Consider the following 18,973-nt stretch of genomic DNA (forward strand, 5'->3'; position numbering starts at 1 on the left):
TGTTGTGGTTTAAGGTTGTTTATTAATTAGGTCTGCTACCAATTTCCCTGATATTAATGCAGGAGGTACCCCAGGCCCGGGGACAGTTAATTGTCCGGTAAAAAATAGGTTTTTTACTTTTTTACTTTTAAGACCTGGTCTTAAAAAAGCAGTTTGCGTTAAGGTGTTCGCCATACCGTAGGCATTGCCTTTATAAGAGTTGTACTGCTCGATAAAATCGTTTACGCAAAACGATTCTTTAAAGAGTATATGTGGTCTGACTTCTTGTTCGGTTAACTTTTCTAAGCGATCAATAATGATGTCAAAATATTGATCACGCAATTGTTGGGTATCTTCTAGCCCTGGAGCTATTGGAATCAGGAAAAAGCCTCCATCACAACCGTCGGGAGCCATAGACGAATCGGTCACTGATGGGAAATTCACGTAAAAAAGCGGATCATCAGGCCAATTAGGTTCATCATAAATGTCGAACGCATGACGTTCAAAATCAGTATCAAAAAATAGATTGTGATGTTCAACACCTTCAATCTTTTTATCAAACCCTACATAGAACAATAATGAAGAAGGAGCAAATGTCTTTTTACTCCAATATTCTTCTGAGTATTGCCGGTATTGTTTATCTACGAGCGTTTCTGAATGATGATAATCAGCACCACTTAATACGATATCAAATTGGTGAAAACGTCCGTTTACAGTAATCCCTGTGGATTTACCATTTTCAACGACTATTTTTTCAACAGGACTCCCGGTATTAATGGTTACACCCAACTCTTCAGCAAGAGAAGTCATCGCCTTGATAATTTCAAACATCCCACCCTTAGGGTGCCAAGTACCCAGCCCAAAATCAGCAAAATTCATGAAGTTGTAGAATGAGGGCGTCTTACTGGGTTTTGCCCCTAGAAAGAGTACAGGAAATTCTAAAGTGCTTACAAGTTTCGGGTTTTTGAATTGCTTTCGTACTTGACCGCTGATCGTTTTAAAAAATTGATCAACTCTGGTAACAGTTTCCTTAGTCACTAACTCAAAAGGAGAGAGTCCTGGTCGAAGCACCACTTTATTAATGGCAATATCATAGTTTCGTTGAGCTTGGTTTATGAACTTTTGTAAATGTTTAGAACTTCCTTTTTCAATGCGTTCAAATTCCTCACATATTTTTTCCATGCAATCGCCAATAGTGATGACATCATCAGCAAAGAAAATTTTGTAAGCCGGGCTCAACTTATCCAGCTCATAATAATCGCTAGTTTTTTTATCAAAATCGCCAAAAAATTTGTCGAATATATCAGGCATCCAATACCAGCTAGGTCCGATATCAAAAGTGAAACCATCTTTAATGAGTTGGCGCGCGCGCCCACCCGCTGTATCATTTTTTTCAAATACTTGTACTTGATGTCCTTGTTTGGCAAGATAGCAAGCAGCGGATAGCGATGAGAAGCCGGACCCGATAATACAAATGGTTTTACTCATTAAATTAAAAGATATTTTTATAAGATACTGATTAAACTGTCAATAGAATCAAAAATCTTCACTTTATTTGGCAGGCTAAAGTTTTTGAGGCGACGGGTTTGTTGTCCTAAAATCCACAATTCGTTGTTACCTTGACTACCAATTTTTTCAGAAAATTCTTTTAAATAATCATCAATTTTCGACTGATTAGGTTCAATGGTAAAATAAGATATAAATGTCAAATCTCCGTAGTAGTTAAGGAGATCTTGAAGGCTATCGATAGGTACAGTCTGCCCTAGGAAAATGGCTTTGTAACCATGGAGAATGACTTCGTAATTTAAGTATAACAATCCAATTTCATGAATCTCATTTTCTGGTAGATAAAGCACGAAAATGCGATCCTTCTTAGTGGGTTCTAGATGCTGAATCTTTTCAGTATTGATTAATATTTTTTGTTTAACCAAACTGGTGATGAAGTGCTCATGGGAAGGACTAATTGTATCGGTTTGCCATAACAATCCTAGCTCATTTAAAAGAGGAATAAATACTTCATGAAAAATTTCTCTAAATGACTTATTAGTCAACAGGCTGTTGTACGTATTAAAAAACATGGTCTGATCAAAATTGATCATTGCAAGTTTAAATGCATTAATGGAGTGACTCTTAACACTATTTTCTGAGACAATTTCTCTAACAACAATGGGAATCTTATCTTCTTCAATATTCGCTATTTTAGAAATTTTGTAACCATTGTTATACAACAAAGTGATGTTTAAAAGCTTTTGAAGGTTCTTTAAATCATATAAACGTATGTTAGAATCAGTTCGATCTGGCGCCAGCAGATTATAGCGTTTTTCCCAAATACGTATGGTATGTGCCTTTATGCCAGAAAGATTTTCTAGATCCTTAATGCTGAAATAATTCTTTACATTGTTCATTCTTTATAGCAATTGTTTAAACAAAAATAACATTTTTTACCACATATAAGCTATTTTTCAGCTTTTTTTAACCTATTCAAAAAGGACTAAATAAGACAAAATAATAACTCGTTTGGCCAATTTTTAGTGGGTAGATAAGCGATCTGCTTTCAAATATTGTTTCAAACAATAATCGTTATAAATAACTTAAATTAATGGTGGCAGATTTGATGTTCTTTGGATATTAGAACTTTCAAGCAAACAATGCGAATTATGTAGGTGAAGCAGCTATCTAAAGCACACGACATTTTGGGTTCCAGGGAAGATACTTCGAAAATCTATAAATAAATTTGATATCGGTAAAAGTGCGTACGAGAAGATTCGAACTTCCACGACCTAATGGTCACTGACCCCTCAAGCCAGCGCGTCTACCAATTCCGCCACGTACGCTTTTTAAAGTAGAGCGCAAATATAATATGCTTTATCAAAGGGTGAAATTTTATTTTAGATTTTTAAGAAGTTCTTTGCTTAATCAAGTAGTTAAGAGACAAAAGTCATGGTAAAGAAGACCGTTGATTTTCCTGCAAAACAATTTTTGTAAGCGCATTTTATGTTAAATTTTTGACAGTTTCATAAATAAGCATATATTTGGTAAACCAATTTGGTAAACCAATTTTATGAAAGCACTTTTTCAAATGAATTGATGTTTTTCAATCTTTGATGATATTGTCAACAAATTGGTATTCTCTAAAATAAACACAACCTTAAATGAGCTTCAATATATCCATAAACACATGTTATAGGTATTCATTAATACTCGCATCAATCTTTTTTTTATGCAATTGCTCGGAAAGCAAAAAAAATAAAACAAATGAGCATAAGGAACTAGCATCTGTAGGAAGTAAGCCAAACGATATCATACCATTTTTCCAACATTGGAACTTAATTTTAGGCGATGGCGCCAATGCTGGTCAGGCAACGAAGTATGAGGACGAAAGTTTCTTTTACACTGAAAGCGATGATAAAGGTGATTGGGTTGTATTTAAGACCCCCAATGCTGGAAATACACATGGTACATCTAACAATACTAGAACAGAACTTGCTCAACTAAAAAAATGGTCTCCCTTGACACTGGCTAAAATGAATGCTACGCTTAAGGTGATGAATGTTGCCGCTACCGGAGATGCCCGTGTTGCAGCTACATACTCGGTAGTAGTGGGGCAGATTCACAGTGCAGATGGACACGAAAACGAACCTTTAAAAATCTTTTATAAAAAATTCCCTGGGCACAAAAGGGGTTCAGTATTCTGGAATTATGAAATTAACACAGCAGGTGATGATAATGCTAAAAGGTGGGATTATTCGCATCCTATTTGGGGCTATGATTTTTCAGTTGTTGGACCTGATGAAAATACCTATCCACCAGAACCTGACGACGGTATTGAGTTAGGCGAAGAGTTTAGCTACGAAGTAGAAGTTAAGGAAGGGATCATGTATCTTAAATTTACTAGCGAAGGGCATGAAACTAAAACATTCACTAAAAATCTTATCACATCTGAATATTCAAAAAGAGCGGATATGCCTGAACAGGTGAAAAGGCTATTTGTACCCATCGGTCAGGATGGAGTAGAGCGTGAAAATGCATATGCTGAAGAAGGCCTCTTTTTTAAATTAGGCAGTTACAATCAAACCAACGGAAAAGACCCAAAAGTAAATAAAGTTTGGTGTTCAGGTGCTGAAACCCATAATGGGGATCTTAATAAGCAATATGCCGACGGGAACTATGCAGAAGTTTGGTTTAAGTCAGCAAAAATTGAAATAAGCGATGACGCGATTTCAAATGCTGGCTATTTCAAAGCTAATGATGGGTTAAGTAATAAAATCGTGTATCCACACGAGGTTATTCCGTTCATGGATAAATTCAAAATACTACTTGGGGACGGTACTAAAGCTGACGATCTCACTAAATTTCAACATGATGACTTCTTTTACACAGTAATTGATGGAACAAGACGATGGGTAGTTTATAAAACTCCGAATTCTGGAGTCACCTCAAAAAACTCTAGTAACACCAGAACAGAGTTGCATGAAAAAAGAGAATGGGTACCCGAAGAAGGGGGTAGGCTAACTGGTACTTGCAAGGTGATGCAGGTTTCTGTGTCTGGTGATGCACGGGTTGCTGCCTCATATTCGGTGGTGGTTGGGCAAATTCATAGTGGTGAAGGTCATGAAAATGAACCATTAAAAATATTTTACAAAAAATTTCCAGGACATACAAAAGGGTCAGTTTTTTGGAATTATGAAATTAATACCGCCGGGGATGATAATTCAGGTAGGTGGGACTATTCAACTGCTGTATGGGGTTACGATATGTCTGTTATCGGCAAAAGTAAAAATGATGAGCCTGCGGAACCTTCAGATGGTATAGAGTTGGGTGAAGAATTTAGTTATGTAGTAAATGTTTATGAAGGTATTATGTATCTAACATTCAAAAGCGAAGGTCATGCAACCAGAACGTTTACTAAAAACTTAATTAAATCGGAGTATGTAAATAAATCTGATATACCTGATCAAGTCGAGAAACTATTTGTACCAATAGGGCAAGATGGAATAGAAAGAGCCATAGCCTATAGTGGTGAACTGGGTTACTTTAAGCAAGGTGCATATAACCAAACTAATGGTAAAAGTCTTGAAAAAAATAAGGTTTGGTGTGCCGGTGCAGAAACATTTGGAGGCGACATAGCTAAACAATATGAAAATGGCTGTTACGCGGAAGTATGGTTTAGAGAAGCTACCGTTGGTCCTGGAATTCCGCCACAAACAAACAAGAATTAAAACATAAACCAATGATGAAAAGATTTAGCGAAAAGTACATTCTTACAAAAAATATGAACTGGGAGGAACTTGGCGGAGGAGTGTCTAGAAAATTCTTAGGCTATGATAACCAGATTATGATGGTAAGAGTAAAGTTTGAACAAGGTGCTTTAGGCGCCCCGCATCAGCATTTTCATACACAGGCTACATATTGTGTTTCTGGTAAGTTTGAATTTGAAATTGATGGAGAGAAAAAGATTATTGAAGCTGGAGATGGCGTCTACATCGAACCCAATTTACTGCATAGCGCAGTATGTTTAGAAGAAGGAGAGCTAATTGACACTTTCAGTCCTGTACGTGAAGATTTTTTAAGCGGCGACCAGATATCATATTTTGGTGATAAGGAGTCTTGAAATAGCCTCTTTTAGATAGAGGAAGTAAAGCCTGTTGTTTTTGTGAACTATTAAAAATTATCAAATAAAAAAGCGTTTTTCTGATTCTTTTCGATAAAAAATAAGGTTCCTTCAAAACTTTAACATTTAAAATAAGCACTTCATTTTTCTATTAACATAAAAATAACATATATTTGGTAAACCAAACTGGTTATCCAATTTGGTTTACCAAATAAAACAACAAACTCTATATTAATTAACCTTAACTAATTCTTGTATGAAACCATATTTTTAAAATAAAAAAAGGACAGGTGCACGCCTATCCTTTTTCAACATTACTTCTTTCGGAGGGAAGTAATTCTTCACACAAATCGATTACCGATTGCGTACTACAAAGATATTAATTTAAGATGACTTTTATGTTGTGTATTTCGGTATGAGAAAAGCGAGGTTCTGTCTAACAATTTGAATCTAAGCGCTGGAATTAATTTAACAAAACAAAACTAAAATGAATCTTAAAATTAAACTGACACTAGTCATTTTGTTGCTTTGCCAAGTCGTACTGGTGGCACAAGATGGTTATTTGTTGTCTGGTATTGTATCAGATGCTAATAAAGTTCCTATACCCGGGGTTAACGTAATCATTACCAACACCAAAAAAGGGACGACTACTGATTTTGACGGGAAATTTCAGATCCAAGTTAAAACAGGTGACGTTGTTCAGGTCTCTTATATAGGTTATACAACGCAGACCATAATTATAGCAAGTCAAAATAATCTAAATATCGTTTTAGCTGAAGACACAAAACAGTTAGATGAGGTGGTCGTTATAGGATACGGTACCCAGAAAAAATCAACTATCACAGGTTCTATTTCAAAAGTGGTTAACGAAACTTTAGATCAAATTTCTGTATCTAGGGCAGACGACGCCTTAATTGGTCAGGTATCTGGTGTAAATGTCCAGGCCACCAGTGCTGAAGCGGGTGCGGCGCCTACAATAACAATTCGCGGTATCGGATCGGTTAATGCTAGCTCAGGCCCTGCATTGGTCGTAGATGGTATAGTGTTGAGTTCAGAATTTCTTGCTAGCATTGACATCAATGATGTCGAATCGTTTGAAGTATTGAAAGATGCGGCTTCTGCCTCTATTTATGGTAGTGAAGGAGCAAATGGTGTGATATTGATTACTACTAAGAGCGGTAAGGCTGGTAAAACAAAGTTTAGCTACCAAACCTATACAGGGTATAAAAGTGCACACGGTAGCGATGATTACAGAAAAGACTTAGATGAATGGGCTGCCAAAGAACAAGCAGCAACAGGAACTCTTTCTGGCGAAACCCTATATGCCCAAGCGATTGTAGCTGCAACCGGAGTTGATAGAGATTGGCAAGATGTATTTTTTGATGGTGGTAATATTACCAGTCATTCTTTAGCAGCAAGAGGTGGTACACAAGACACGAAGTTTAGTGCATCTCTACGATACTTAGGTGATCAAGGCGTAGTACTTACTGATGATTATAAGTTGTATACAGCAAATGTAAAAATTGACACCAAAATAGGTAAGAAGTTGAAGTTCGGAGTTCGTTTTACACCATCTTACACTGAGCAGAGACGTTTACCGACCTCTGTTCATAATCCGACGCGTCAATCGCCTTGGTTGCCTATTTTTCATACGGAAGAATCTCTGCAGTTCATTGACAGGTCGAGATATCCTGATGTGGGTGTAGGTGATTATTTCTGGGAGGATCATTTAGTAAATTTGGACTTTGACAATGACGGAAATACTGAACGTCCACGTACCTCAGGTGATTCTAATCCTTATCAACAGTACGTTGAAAGACAACATTATGAGTTCAATACGCGCTTGTTTGGTTCTACCTATTTAAGCTACAAAATAGCGGATGGTCTTATTGCTAAAACATCCATGGGTATAACTTTGGATCAGCGTAAAAGAGATCGATATGATGGTACTAACTATCATCGTTCTGGAAATAGCCGTTCACGTTATTTTCTTGAAAATCGTTACAGAACTCGAATTGTCAATGATAATACACTTTCATATAATAAAACGTTTGGTGAGCACGATTTGAATTTGTTGGGCGGTGTTACTATTCAGCAGCGTAAAAATGAAGTAAGCCAAATTACCGCAAGTGGATTTACAAATGATCGACTTCCAAATCTGCAAGGAGCAAATCCTGACAATACCATTACAAACCAGTTTAATGTGGAAACCACTAAAGTGGGGTATTTTGTTCGTTTAAACTATGCTTATGCAGGTAAATACTTATTTAATGCTTCGTTCAGAAGAGACGGTAGTTCTGTTTTTGGTAGGGATACTAAATGGGGTACTTTCCCGGCAGTTTCCATCGGTTGGAATGCTGCTAGAGAGAGTTTCTTAAGCGATAGCGAAGTGGTGAGCAATCTTAAGTTTAGAGCCAGTTATGGTTTAACAGGTGCTGAAAACTTCAATGTTGGATCTGCGGTTGTAAATGCATGGCCATATTTGGCACTTTTGCAAAATTCAAATGCAATTATCGATGGCGCCAACGTTGCTGGGGTATCTCCTTTAAATATTGCAAATAACGATTTGCAGTGGGAAGCTTCTGAAGAAACAACATTTGGTTTAGACTATGGGTTCTTAAATAATAGAATTACTGGATCGTTAGATTTTTACCAACGTAACAGCAATGAGTTGTTGTTGAATAACCCGGTGTCATACGTAACTGGTTTTAACGGTGGTATTGTAAACTTGGGAGAAGTGCAAAACCGAGGTGTTGAATTTGAGTTAAGGACCAGAAACATTAGTAAAGAGAAATTTAGCTGGAATTCTACCTTTATTGCATCTACAAATAAAAATGAGTTGTTAAGCTTTGGTGATTCTAATAATGCACTTATTGAAGACGTGTATGGAAGAAATTCACAATGGATCAACAGAATTGGTGAGCCATTATCGTCTTTCTGGGGCTTCGTTGTTGATAATGAAATTTATGATGACACTACATTTAGAACGGCTTATGTAAATGATCCGTGGAGGCGAATTAACGGACAGGCAGAAGATACTATCGTAAAGGATTTGAATGGTGATGGTATTATTACTGAAGAAGATAAGACGATTCTAGGAGATCCTTATCCCGATTTAATTTACAGTTTTACGAATAACTTTCAATATGGAAATTGGGATTTTTCATTCATGGTACAAGGAAGCCTAGGAGCACAGGTTAAAAATATTGGTGATCAGTTTTTCTTCAACTGGTTTGGTAATAGTACTCGTGATGGTGGTGCTTTACAGGCCGTTGCAGATGGTCTTATACCACATCCTTCATTTATTCAAGAAAAAGTACTGACAAGCGAGGTCGTTCAAAGTGCTGATTATTTTTCACTACGAAATGTCAATATTGGATATAACTTTTCCCCGGATGTATTGTCAAGCATCGGCTTAACTGGTTTGAGAGCCTACATAACGGGACAGAACCTGCTTTATATTACTGCTCCCGACTATAAAGGTTTTAATCCAGAATTTGTTGAAAACCAAAACCCAAGAGCTTTTGGTGCACAACGAGCTGGTTCTCCAATATTTAGAACAGTATCATTTGGTTTAAATATCGATTTTTAATCTTAAAAAGAACAAACAATGAAACGTATAAAATATATAATTTTTATTGCAATAGTATCCGTTTTCGTTTCCTGTGATACTGAAGAGTTTTTGAATCCATTACCAGATACGGTAGTGGCGGTTGATTCTTTTTTCCAAACCGATGAAGATGTATTAGCCGGTATTATTGGAATTTACGATGCACTACAAGGTGTTAATGAAAACACTCAATCAAATATCGGTAATGTTAACCGTGGAGTACAGTTTGAGCACCTGCTAACGGAGCACAGAACTGATAATACTAGAAATAACACCCTAGAAGGTTCGAAATCCGATTTTCACAGATACATCGTTAATGCAAATAATGTAGAGTCAGAGGATTATTACGCTTCTATGTACGAAGTTATTTTTAGAGCCAATAACATAATTGACTTTATAGATGTTGCGAATCCCGAAAATCAGGCTAGCTATGAAGCTGAGGCAAAGTTCTTACGTGCTTACGCATACTTTAAGTTAGTGCGATTGTACAGCGATGTACCATTGGTTACTGAAGTAGTAGGTCCTACTGATGACGAGGTGTTATTTACAAGAAGATCAGAAGCAGATGTGTACGCACAAATTGTAGAAGATTTGCAAGAAGCAATCACAGTTTTAGACAATTCGTTCAAAGCACGTGCATCGCGAGCTGCTGCACAGGCAGTTTTGGCCAAGGTTTACATGACGCAGCCTACACGTAATTATGCAGGCGCAAGACAATTATGTGAAGCTATAATGAATAGTGGTGATTACTCGTTAGAGGAAAATTACGAAGATGTTTTTTATGATGAATTGAATAACGAGATCATCTTTGCCATTCAATATGCACCTGGTAATCCGTTAGAAAGCCAAAGTTTTTCATCGGAGTTTACAGCGGCTTTTCGCCAAGGTCGTGAAGATGGACAAAATATCGTAAACCAAAACTTAGTAAACGATTTTGCCGCTGCTGGGGGTGTTCGCACTGACTTGTCATTTATTACTCTGGGAAATTCAGTAGAAGTCATTAAGTTTTTACCGGAAGGATCTGATATTTCAGTATTCCCTCCAACGTATGGTGATAATGCGCGTAATGCAGGTAATGATTATATAGCAATAAGATATGCGGATGTATTATTAATGCATGCCGAAGCGACTATCGCGGAAGGTACATCAACGACGGATCCTGTTAGTTTAAACGCTTTTCAACAAATTAGAGATCGCGCGTTCCCAGCTACCGCACCTAATAGCATTTCAAGTATTTCAAAAAGCGAATTACTTCTAGAAAGACGTGTGGAGTTGGCATTCGAAAATCAGCGTTGGTTTGATTTGTTGCGGTTCGGAGTGGCTGAGCAGGTTTTAAGCGACCATTCAAATGAAATGGGGTATGTGTTTACTGCTAGAGCATTGTTACTACCAATTCCTGCACGTGAAATTAACATTAGTGGTGGGCGCTTAACACAAAATCCAGGATATTAATATTAAAAGACTATGATACATAAATTAAAAACAGTTGGTTATATAAAGCTACTGCTGATGATAGTTACGGCAAGTATTGTTGTAAGCTGTGTGGGCGATGAGCTTTTTAGAGACGAGTTACCAGGGTCAAGCTCCCAGGCAGATACGGTCTTTCCTGAGGCAAACTTCTCATTTGCTTCTTCTCTTGAAGATTTTAGAGAAATACAATTTACCAATCTATCGACTGAGGCGGCTACCTTTTCCTGGGATTTTGGTGGAGGTAAGACCTCGGTCGAAGAAGACCCTACATTCACTTTCGAAGCTGGAGAAGGAACCTATCCAGTAACGCTTACAGCAACAGATGGTAATGGTATTTCAGGATCTGTTACCCTTGATGTTGTTGTTGCAGAAGGACCATTTCAGCCAATAATTTTAGAGCCAGGTTTTGAGGATAACACACTACCGGAAGGTGGTGGTGATGGTCGCGATTCATGGAGAAATAGTGCCTTAGGAGGTGTTATTCAAATTACTGGTAGTCCGGTTACATTTGGTGACCAAGGAGCTAAACTCCCGGTTCCTGCTGGGGATCGTGTGGGTTACCAGGAAATTGCTGTGGAGGCTGATACCAATTATGACTTAAGTTTCTGGTATACAATGCTAAGTAATTCTGGAGACCCTTCACTTACCGTTTCGGTATTGGGCGTAAATGATAATGGTGGGACGTTTACCACGCTAGAAGAAGTAGCGGCTGGAACACTGGCATCGATTACTGTTACTGACGATTCAGAACCAGATGTATATGTTCAACAAAAGTTGTCCTTCAATTCAGGCGACAATAATATGGTAGCGATCTTCTTTACCAATGGTGGTGTTGAAGCACGACTTGATGATTTTACCATTGATATTGGTGCGGAAGGTGCAGTACCTCCATCAGCGGGATTTGATATTGCCCAGAGTGAAGTGAATTTCTTAGAATATACTTTTACGAATACCTCAGTAGGCGCTACATCGTTTATGTGGGATTTTGGTGACGGTAATACGTCAACTGATGAATCGCCAACCCATGTATATGCCGAAGCTGCCGAGTATACGGTGACATTAACAGCGACCAATGATAATAGATTATCTACTGATTTGAGTAAAACAATTGACATTCAAGCGCCGGTCACTGCAGCCTTTACTTTCGCAGTAGATCCTGATGATTATAGAACGTATATGTTTATGGATGCTTCTGAAGATGCCGTTTCATTATTATGGGAATTTGGTGACGGATTCCAATTTACCGGAATGAATCCTACGCATACGTATGACGAAGATGGTACATATACTGTAACCTTAACGGCAACTAGTATTACAGGTAATACCGATGTAGCTACTGAGCAGATTACAGTTGCACAAGGTTTTGTAGTACAGGTGCTTAATGGTACTTTTGATGAGTTTACGGTCAATACTGGCGATAATGCCGATGCTTGGGATATGACACCAAATAGTACTGTGGTAGACAATACAGGTGCGACAGTAGATAGTCCTTATAGACCACTTTGGAGAAATACTGAATTAAATGATTATATCGATGCTACTTATGGTACCAATGAGCAACCATCAAGTACGTCTGATGGTAATAATGGAACAAGAGGCGCTAAGTTCAACAACAGCAGCCGTCGTTTATATCAACTAGTAGCGGTTGAACAGGGAGCTACCTATAACTTCTCCATCGATACACGTTCTGAAGCAATGGGTGTTAACACCGAAGTATTCATCTTAAATACAGAAATTACGGACGAGCTAGGAATCGATGCTTCAACCACCGACCCAGCAATTGATGCGTATTTCAATATTACGAATGACTTTAATACTGATAAATCAATGTTCACCACTAGTACATTTACATTCACAGCATCTTCAAATGAGATTGTTATTTATGTAAGAGCATTAAATGCAGTTGATAGTAGTAATGAAGTGTTTTTAGATAATGTTGTAATAACAGATAATTAGAATAACCTAGCAAATCTTTATGATTAGAAGCCACCTGGCTATCTGAAAAGTACCAGGTGGCATAATCAAAAAGTTGAATAACATAAGAATTTGGCTAAAACTTGTTTAATAACGAATGTGTAAAATGAAGGTTTTTCGAAGGGAAATAGTACTACTTGTTGTACTTCTGTTTCTGTCTGTTGGTGCTACATCTCAAAGTAAGAAAGATGCTGCCCAATCAGAGGTTAAAGTTGAAAAACAAGATAAAAAAACAAGACAAAAACGAAAGAAAAAGAAAAAAGTAAAGCTTCCTAACATTGATTTGAGTCATTGGAAGGTCACCTTACCGGTAACTAAAGAAAATGGTAAACCGTATGAAATTAGTCCACCGGAAATAGTGGATTTTGCAAAAAATGAAAAGGCTAGACCATATATGTATATAGATTCCACAAAGGGTGCAATCGTCTTTCATGCAATGCCTACGGCATCAAAAACTGCTAACACGAAGTATACGCGTTCTGAGCTTAGAGAGCAAATGGTGCCAGGAGATAACAATACCAATTGGACCTTTAAACAAGGTGGCAAACTAAGTGCTAAAATTGCAATGGAAGCGGTATCTAAAGATGATAATGGAAAATATCATAAGGTTATTATTCTACAAATTCATGGTCGTTTAACAAACAAACAACGGGATTTAATTGGTCAAAAGGATAATAATGCACCGCCGATTCTTAAGATATATTGGCAGAATGGTAAAATTCGTGTCAAAACCAAAGTGCTTAAAAATAAAGCAGTAACCGGAGATGCAATTTTACATGAAGAGGCATGGGGTGATGATAAGGGTAGAACCTTCGAACAAGAGGTTGGATTCAGAAAGTTTAATATTGAGGTAAACGTATCTAACGGGAAAATGGTAGTTTCTTTAAATAAAAACGAATTCTTTGTTTACGATAGTTTTAGTATCAAGAAATGGGGAGTTTTTGAAAACTATTTTAAAGCAGGTAACTATTTTCAATCAAGAGATGAAGGCTCATATGCCAAGGTGAAGTTTTATGATTTAAAAGTTACACACTAGAAAATGAAAAAGATAACAAGTCAAAGTGGTTTAGTGACAAGGATATTAATGCTGATTATGATTTTGACGGCTTTTGCCTGTGATAAGAGTGATCGGGATAGTGTGCCGGAACCTGTTTCCCAAGAACCGGATACAGTTGGAGATGACCATAACGAAGGTGAAAATACAGATAATCCTGATACTTCGGGCGGCGATGATAACTCGGCGGGAGGCGAAAACTCTGGTTCTGAGAGTTTCAAATTACCTGAGATTGACTTGAGTAATTGGAAAGTAACCTTACCAATTGGCAATCCAACAGAGGTAGAACCACCTGAAATTTTAGACTATGCGACAAATGAAACTTTGAAGCCATTTATGTATAATGATTCTATTAACGGTGCCTTAGTGTTTTATACCTATCCTGGAGCTTCTACGCGTAATTCATCATATTCTAGAACCGAATTGAGGGAGCAAATGGTACCTGGTAGTAATAATACAAACTGGACATTTCCCGAGGGTGGCCGTATGAAAGGGACATTGCAGTTAGACGAAATATCCAAAGATGCAAACGACAAATTTCATAGAACCATGATCATGCAAATTCACGGTCGTTTAACGAATGCACAACGTGATTTAATAGGAGAAGATGATAACAATGCCCCTCCGGTATTAAAAATATTGTGGGACAAAGGTCGAGTCCGTGTTAAAACGAAGGTGCTGAAAGATGTGAATGTAAACGATACCGAAATATTAAGAACTAGCTCATGGACAGATGATGAAGGCTTCTTTTTTGATCAACATGTTGACAATGAAAAATTTACGTTGGAGATAATTGCAAGTGACGGAAGATTAGAAGTGATTCTTAATGAAAACGAGCGTAAGGTATATGATGGGATCCATATGGAAAAGTGGGGTGTGTTCGAAAACTATTTTAAAGCGGGTAATTATTTACAAACAACGGATCAAGGATCATTCGCCCGGGTAAAATATTACGACTTAGAAGTAAGTCATTAAAATAGATAGATAGAGAACTTATTTGAGTTAGTTTGAATTTTAAATAGTGAAAAATGCCGGCTTTTAACCGGGTCGGTATTTTGGTTTTGAGCATTGTGTTAAGAAAGTTTGAATTTATTTGGATTAATACTAAGATGCTTTTTTAGAACAAGTTATTTTGTTAATTTTAGGCAACCAATCTGGTTAACCAATTTTTAGTTACGCATGAAAGTAGAGGTACTTACAAAAACGGAAAACGGAAATATCCAAAAGGAGATTATCACTAAAATAAAAGATTTGATTAATTATAAGAATCTTGAACCTGGTGATAAATTACCTTCTGAGCGTATGTTGGCCGAAAAATTTGGTGTAAGCCGGAGTAACCTACGCGAAGCTATACAAAAACTAGAGTTTTATGGCATTCTTAGGTCAATGCCACAAAGCGGAACTTTTATTGAAAATATTGGAGTTACTGCTATTAACGGTATGCTTGATGATATCTTAAGATTAGATGATCCTGATTTTAAGTCACTAGTAGAGACCCGTATATTGTTAGAATTGAAAATTGCCAGATTGGCAGCCTTAAGGCGCACTGACCGTGATCTGGAAGAAATGAGAACCGCACTTGATGCCTATAATACCAAGGTACGCGCTGGTGAAGATGCTATAGAAGAAGATTTGTTATTTCATCTTGCCATTGCTAAAGCCGCAAAAAATAGTACAATGAATACCTTTATGCTTGTTATAACACCGGGTATAATTACCAATTTTGAGAAGTATCATGTCTGTGATAAAAACCAGTCATTAATGGGTATTCAAGAACATGAAGATATCTATGAAGCAATTAAAAATCAGGATCCGAAATTAGCTAAAGCTAAAATGAAGGTACACTTTAAGGTACTGTATCAATATTGTTATAACATTTAAAACTAAATAATATAGAAGAGTAAAATTGCACGCTTTTATTCTTTGTAAACATATAGGAGGGAACTAATATAGACACAACGAATCGATCAGAATCGGTATATCTTCACCAAAGATCTACTGTTTAATTTCATAATAAACATTCTTGAAATTGATCATTTTTTTGAAGCCAGATCATAAATGAAAACGGCCTTCGGAATGCTGTTGTATTGCCCTTCTCTAACTAAAAAAATATGAAAATTAAAGGATTAAGATGGTATATTATTAGCCTGGTATGTCTAGCTACTATCATCAATTATATTGATCGCTCAGCCTTGAGTATAATGTGGCCGGCAATAGAAAGTGATTTGGGCATGACTGAGGAAGATTACGCCTGGATTATCAACATATTTACAGTTTTTTACGCTATAGGAAAGTTTGTTTCGGGACCCTTATATGATAAAATAGGGACGAAGTTAGGTTTTGTTGTTTCCATTTTCTTTTGGTCTTTGGCTTCGGTCTTGCATTTTTTCGCCCGTGGGGTTACTTCGCTTGGTATTTTTAGGGGAGTACTTGGTGTTGCCGAAGCGGGAAATTGGCCAGGTGCAGTAAAAAATAATGCTGAGTGGTTTCCTATTAAGGAACGAGCGATAGCACAAGGATTGTTTAATGCCGGGGCCGCAATAGGTTCGATTGTAGCAGCCCCAACAATATCTACCTTATTCGAAGGCTATGGTTGGAGAGTCACATTCGTAATAGCCGGAGTTTTAGGATTTATATGGATCATTCCTTGGTTATTGGTAAATAAAAAGCAACCAAAAGATCATCCTTGGATAACGGATGAGGAGAAAGACCATATACTGCAAAGGGAACCGGATTATGCCGTAGAGAGTACGGAGGATAAAACGATAGGACTAATGAAAATCCTTCAGCATAAAGAGGCATGGGGAGTGCTAGCGACACGCTTTTTTATAGAACCAATTTGGTGGTTGTTCGTATTCTGGATGCCAATTTACTTAAATACGGAGTATGGCTTTAGTGTAAAGGAAATTGGATACAGCGCATGGTTTCCATATGTTGGCGCCGCTTTAGGAAGTATCGCAGGTGGCTGGGCAGCAAAAGTGTTTATGGCTAAAAAATCGGTTGACAAGGCTAGAAAAAGAGTGGTTGCAATAGGTGCTGCTATTATATTTTTAGGTATCGTATCTGCCATATTATTCGCCAAATCTGCTGAGGTATTTCTAGGATTTGTTTTTATCGTCCTATTCGGTTTTCAGTTTGTAATAAGCAATTTACAAACCATACCAAGCGATTTATTAAGTGGTAAATCTGTTGGCTCTTTGGCTGGTTTGGGCGGGGCTATTGGGGCCGTATCAGTAATGATAATGAACTGGTTAATTCCGGTGATTACCAAAGAATCGTATACACCTGCTTTTATAATATTGGCGGTTTTGGCACCCTTATGTGTGATTTCTCTTAACCTCTTAATCAAAGAAATAAAACCAATTGCTTAAAAGTGTAGAATAAAATTAATTAGAAGAATAAAACAATAACTAAACAATAATATTTAAAAAATAATACTGTAATGAATACAAAAGAAAAAGTTGCTGTAATAACTGGAGCTACTGGCGGTATAGGTTTTGCCGTAGCTAAAAGATTAGGTAAAGATGGATATATCGTTATCATAAATGGTATTCAGGATGAAGAAGGAGCTAAAAGATTATTGGAGCTCGAAGCCGAAGGAATTACAGCAGCGTATTACGGGTTCGATGTTACTAACGAAGAAGCGGTAACTTCAAATATAACCGCTATCGGAGAAAAATATGGCAGAATCGACGTGCTGGTTAACAATGCTGGTGGACTTGGAGGGAGATCGCGATTTGAAGATATGACTACAGAGTTTTATAGAAATGTAATGGCTTTAAATCTTGATTCGGTTTTCTTCGCTTCTAGAGCGGCCATTCCTTTTTTAAAAAGCGGGGAGCACGCTTCTATCATTAACTATACGTCAAATGCAGGATGGACTGCTGGCGGCCCTGGAGCTGGAATCTATGGTACCTCTAAAGCTGGGGTGCATGCCATAACAAGGGCCTTAGCAAAAGATTTAGCAGAATATGGAATTCGCGTAAATGCAGTTTCTCCTGGTACCATTGACACTCCGTTTCATGCTCAAATTAAAGCAACAAAACCAGAAGTTTTTGCTTCATGGGCAAACAATATTTTGCTAGGAAGACTTGGGCAACCGGACGATGTAGCTGGTGTAATTTCATTTTTAGCAAGCGAAGATGCATCATTTATTACCGCAGAAACCATTCAAATTGGTGGTGGACAAGCGTTAGGAATCTAATAACTTAAGATAAAACATAATAAAAATGAAAAAAGTAGTAACCTTTGGAGAGATCATGCTTCGCTTAGCACCTCCTGGATTTTTAAGGTTTTCTCAAACTACTAGTTTTGATGTGGTTTATGGAGGTGGTGAATCGAATGTAGCTGTTTCACTAGCCAATTATGGCGTTGAGGTTGATTTTGTTACTCGACTACCAAATAATGATATTGGCCAGTGTGCTATGATGGAAATGCGTAAACGGGGTGTGGGGGTTGATAAAATTGTATATGGTGGTGATCGATTAGGTATTTACTTTCTGGAAACAGGTGCAGTAAGTCGAGGTAGTAAAGTTGTTTATGATCGTGCGTATTCTGCGATGTCAGAAATTCAACCGGGAATGGTCGATTGGGACAAAGTGTTTGAAGGTGTCGAGTGGTTTCACTGGACAGGTATTACCCCGGCTATCTCACAGGGTGCAGCAGACGCTTGCCTCGAAGCGGTTAAAGTAGCAAGTGATAAGGGAATCACTATTTCTACCGATTTGAATTATCGTGCCAAATTGTGGAAATATGGGGGTGATCGTGAAGCAATTATGACCGAGTTAACTTCTTATTGCGATATTGTACTAGGAAATGAAGAAGATGCTGAAAAACACTTTGGGATTAAACCGGAGGGCTTAGATATTACAACTCAAGGAGAACATGTAAAAGCAGAAGCCTTTTTATCAGTATGTACACAAATGATGAAAAAATTCCCAAAGGCAAAAAAGGTGATTACTACCCTCCGCGGATCAATCTCTGCATCGCATAATACTTGGGCAGGTGTATTATATGATGGAAAAACCATGTTTAAATCCCCGGAATACCAAATTACTGATATTGTTGATAGAGTAGGTGGTGGAGATTCGTTCATGGGCGGCCTTATTTATAGTTTAATGAAGTATAAAGGTGATGATCAGACCGCATTGAATTTTGCCGTTGCAGCCTCTTGCTTAAAACACACAATTAAAGGAGATGCTAATTTGGTAACCGTACCTGAAGTAGAGAAATTAATGAGTGGTGATGCTTCAGGAAGAGTAGCTCGCTAAAACAG

The 18,973-nt window shown here is 37.5% G+C and carries 13 protein-coding genes and 1 tRNA gene; 11 read left to right on the forward strand and 3 right to left on the reverse strand.

Annotated elements, in window-relative coordinates; all coding sequences use genetic code 11:
• Positions 1-9: 9 nt before the first annotated feature.
• The 3 genes from ABN763_RS00105 to ABN763_RS00115 all read right to left on the reverse strand — a co-directional run bounded on the left by ABN763_RS00105 (position 10) and on the right by ABN763_RS00115 (position 2,813).
• A complete protein-coding gene (locus ABN763_RS00105) occupies positions 10-1,467 on the reverse strand; it encodes a phytoene desaturase family protein (protein WP_410483371.1) in 1,458 nt (485 codons plus the stop codon).
• 17 nt (positions 1,468-1,484) lie between these two features.
• A complete protein-coding gene (locus ABN763_RS00110) occupies positions 1,485-2,384 on the reverse strand; it encodes a MerR family transcriptional regulator (RefSeq protein ID WP_410483372.1) in 900 nt (299 codons plus the stop codon).
• Between the two features lie 345 nt (positions 2,385-2,729).
• A tRNA-Leu gene (locus ABN763_RS00115) sits at positions 2,730-2,813 on the reverse strand.
• A gap of 318 nt (positions 2,814-3,131) precedes the next feature.
• On the opposite strand from ABN763_RS00115, the gene ABN763_RS00120 reads away from it, so the two are divergent.
• The 11 genes from ABN763_RS00120 (at position 3,132) to ABN763_RS00170 (ending at position 18,968) form a co-directional block, all read left to right on the forward strand.
• Positions 3,132-5,198: a polysaccharide lyase family 7 protein gene (locus tag ABN763_RS00120; RefSeq protein ID WP_410483373.1), complete on the forward strand. Its 2,067-nt coding sequence runs from the start codon at positions 3,132-3,134 to the stop codon at positions 5,196-5,198.
• Positions 5,199-5,212: 14 nt separating this feature from the next.
• Positions 5,213-5,590, forward strand: a complete 378-nt coding sequence (locus tag ABN763_RS00125) for a cupin domain-containing protein (RefSeq protein ID WP_410484162.1) — start codon at positions 5,213-5,215, stop codon at positions 5,588-5,590.
• Positions 5,591-6,077: 487 nt separating this feature from the next.
• Positions 6,078-9,182 (forward strand): SusC/RagA family TonB-linked outer membrane protein, encoded by a 3,105-nt coding sequence (locus ABN763_RS00130; RefSeq protein WP_410483374.1) that lies wholly within the window; start codon positions 6,078-6,080, stop codon positions 9,180-9,182.
• Between the two features lie 18 nt (positions 9,183-9,200).
• A complete protein-coding gene (locus ABN763_RS00135; protein ID WP_410483375.1) occupies positions 9,201-10,652 on the forward strand; it encodes a RagB/SusD family nutrient uptake outer membrane protein in 1,452 nt (483 codons plus the stop codon).
• A gap of 12 nt (positions 10,653-10,664) precedes the next feature.
• Positions 10,665-12,626 (forward strand): PKD domain-containing protein, encoded by a 1,962-nt coding sequence (locus ABN763_RS00140; protein WP_410483376.1) that lies wholly within the window; start codon positions 10,665-10,667, stop codon positions 12,624-12,626.
• A gap of 124 nt (positions 12,627-12,750) precedes the next feature.
• Positions 12,751-13,680, forward strand: coding sequence for a polysaccharide lyase family 7 protein (locus ABN763_RS00145; protein ID WP_410483377.1), 930 nt, complete (start codon positions 12,751-12,753; stop codon positions 13,678-13,680).
• A 3-nt stretch (positions 13,681-13,683) separates the two neighbouring features.
• A complete protein-coding gene (locus ABN763_RS00150) occupies positions 13,684-14,673 on the forward strand; it encodes a polysaccharide lyase family 7 protein (protein WP_410483378.1) in 990 nt (329 codons plus the stop codon).
• A gap of 204 nt (positions 14,674-14,877) precedes the next feature.
• On the forward strand, positions 14,878-15,579 hold the full coding sequence (locus tag ABN763_RS00155; RefSeq protein WP_410483379.1) for a FadR/GntR family transcriptional regulator: 702 nt from the start codon (positions 14,878-14,880) through the stop codon (positions 15,577-15,579).
• Between the two features lie 230 nt (positions 15,580-15,809).
• The gene (locus ABN763_RS00160; protein WP_410483380.1) at positions 15,810-17,069 is read left to right on the forward strand and encodes an MFS transporter; all 1,260 of its coding nucleotides are present in this window, start codon (positions 15,810-15,812) and stop codon (positions 17,067-17,069) included.
• 71 nt (positions 17,070-17,140) lie between these two features.
• Positions 17,141-17,902, forward strand: coding sequence for an SDR family NAD(P)-dependent oxidoreductase (locus ABN763_RS00165; protein ID WP_410483381.1), 762 nt, complete (start codon positions 17,141-17,143; stop codon positions 17,900-17,902).
• Between the two features lie 25 nt (positions 17,903-17,927).
• Positions 17,928-18,968 carry a PfkB family carbohydrate kinase gene (locus ABN763_RS00170; RefSeq protein WP_410483382.1) on the forward strand — a complete coding sequence of 347 codons (1,041 nt, stop codon included), beginning with the start codon at positions 17,928-17,930 and terminating at the stop codon, positions 18,966-18,968.
• Positions 18,969-18,973: the final 5 nt, after the last annotated feature.

Origin of the sequence: Spongiivirga sp. MCCC 1A20706 (genome assembly GCF_046524175.1) — a bacterium.
Lineage (GTDB): Bacteria > Bacteroidota > Bacteroidia > Flavobacteriales > Flavobacteriaceae > Spongiivirga.

Bases quoted from the DNA above. Each gene is read 5' to 3' on its own strand.
- ABN763_RS00105 (WP_410483371.1), bottom strand. From the start codon at position 1,467: ATGAGTAAAACCATTTGTATTATCGGGTCCGGCTTCTCATCGCTATCC.
- ABN763_RS00110 (WP_410483372.1), bottom strand. From the start codon at position 2,384: ATGAACAATGTAAAGAATTATTTCAGCATTAAGGATCTAGAAAATCTT.
- ABN763_RS00120 (WP_410483373.1), top strand. From the start codon at position 3,132: ATGAGCTTCAATATATCCATAAACACATGTTATAGGTATTCATTAATA.
- ABN763_RS00125 (WP_410484162.1), top strand. From the start codon at position 5,213: ATGAAAAGATTTAGCGAAAAGTACATTCTTACAAAAAATATGAACTGG.
- ABN763_RS00130 (WP_410483374.1), top strand. From the start codon at position 6,078: ATGAATCTTAAAATTAAACTGACACTAGTCATTTTGTTGCTTTGCCAA.
- ABN763_RS00135 (WP_410483375.1), top strand. From the start codon at position 9,201: ATGAAACGTATAAAATATATAATTTTTATTGCAATAGTATCCGTTTTC.
- ABN763_RS00140 (WP_410483376.1), top strand. From the start codon at position 10,665: ATGATACATAAATTAAAAACAGTTGGTTATATAAAGCTACTGCTGATG.
- ABN763_RS00145 (WP_410483377.1), top strand. From the start codon at position 12,751: ATGAAGGTTTTTCGAAGGGAAATAGTACTACTTGTTGTACTTCTGTTT.
- ABN763_RS00150 (WP_410483378.1), top strand. From the start codon at position 13,684: ATGAAAAAGATAACAAGTCAAAGTGGTTTAGTGACAAGGATATTAATG.
- ABN763_RS00155 (WP_410483379.1), top strand. From the start codon at position 14,878: ATGAAAGTAGAGGTACTTACAAAAACGGAAAACGGAAATATCCAAAAG.
- ABN763_RS00160 (WP_410483380.1), top strand. From the start codon at position 15,810: ATGAAAATTAAAGGATTAAGATGGTATATTATTAGCCTGGTATGTCTA.
- ABN763_RS00165 (WP_410483381.1), top strand. From the start codon at position 17,141: ATGAATACAAAAGAAAAAGTTGCTGTAATAACTGGAGCTACTGGCGGT.
- ABN763_RS00170 (WP_410483382.1), top strand. From the start codon at position 17,928: ATGAAAAAAGTAGTAACCTTTGGAGAGATCATGCTTCGCTTAGCACCT.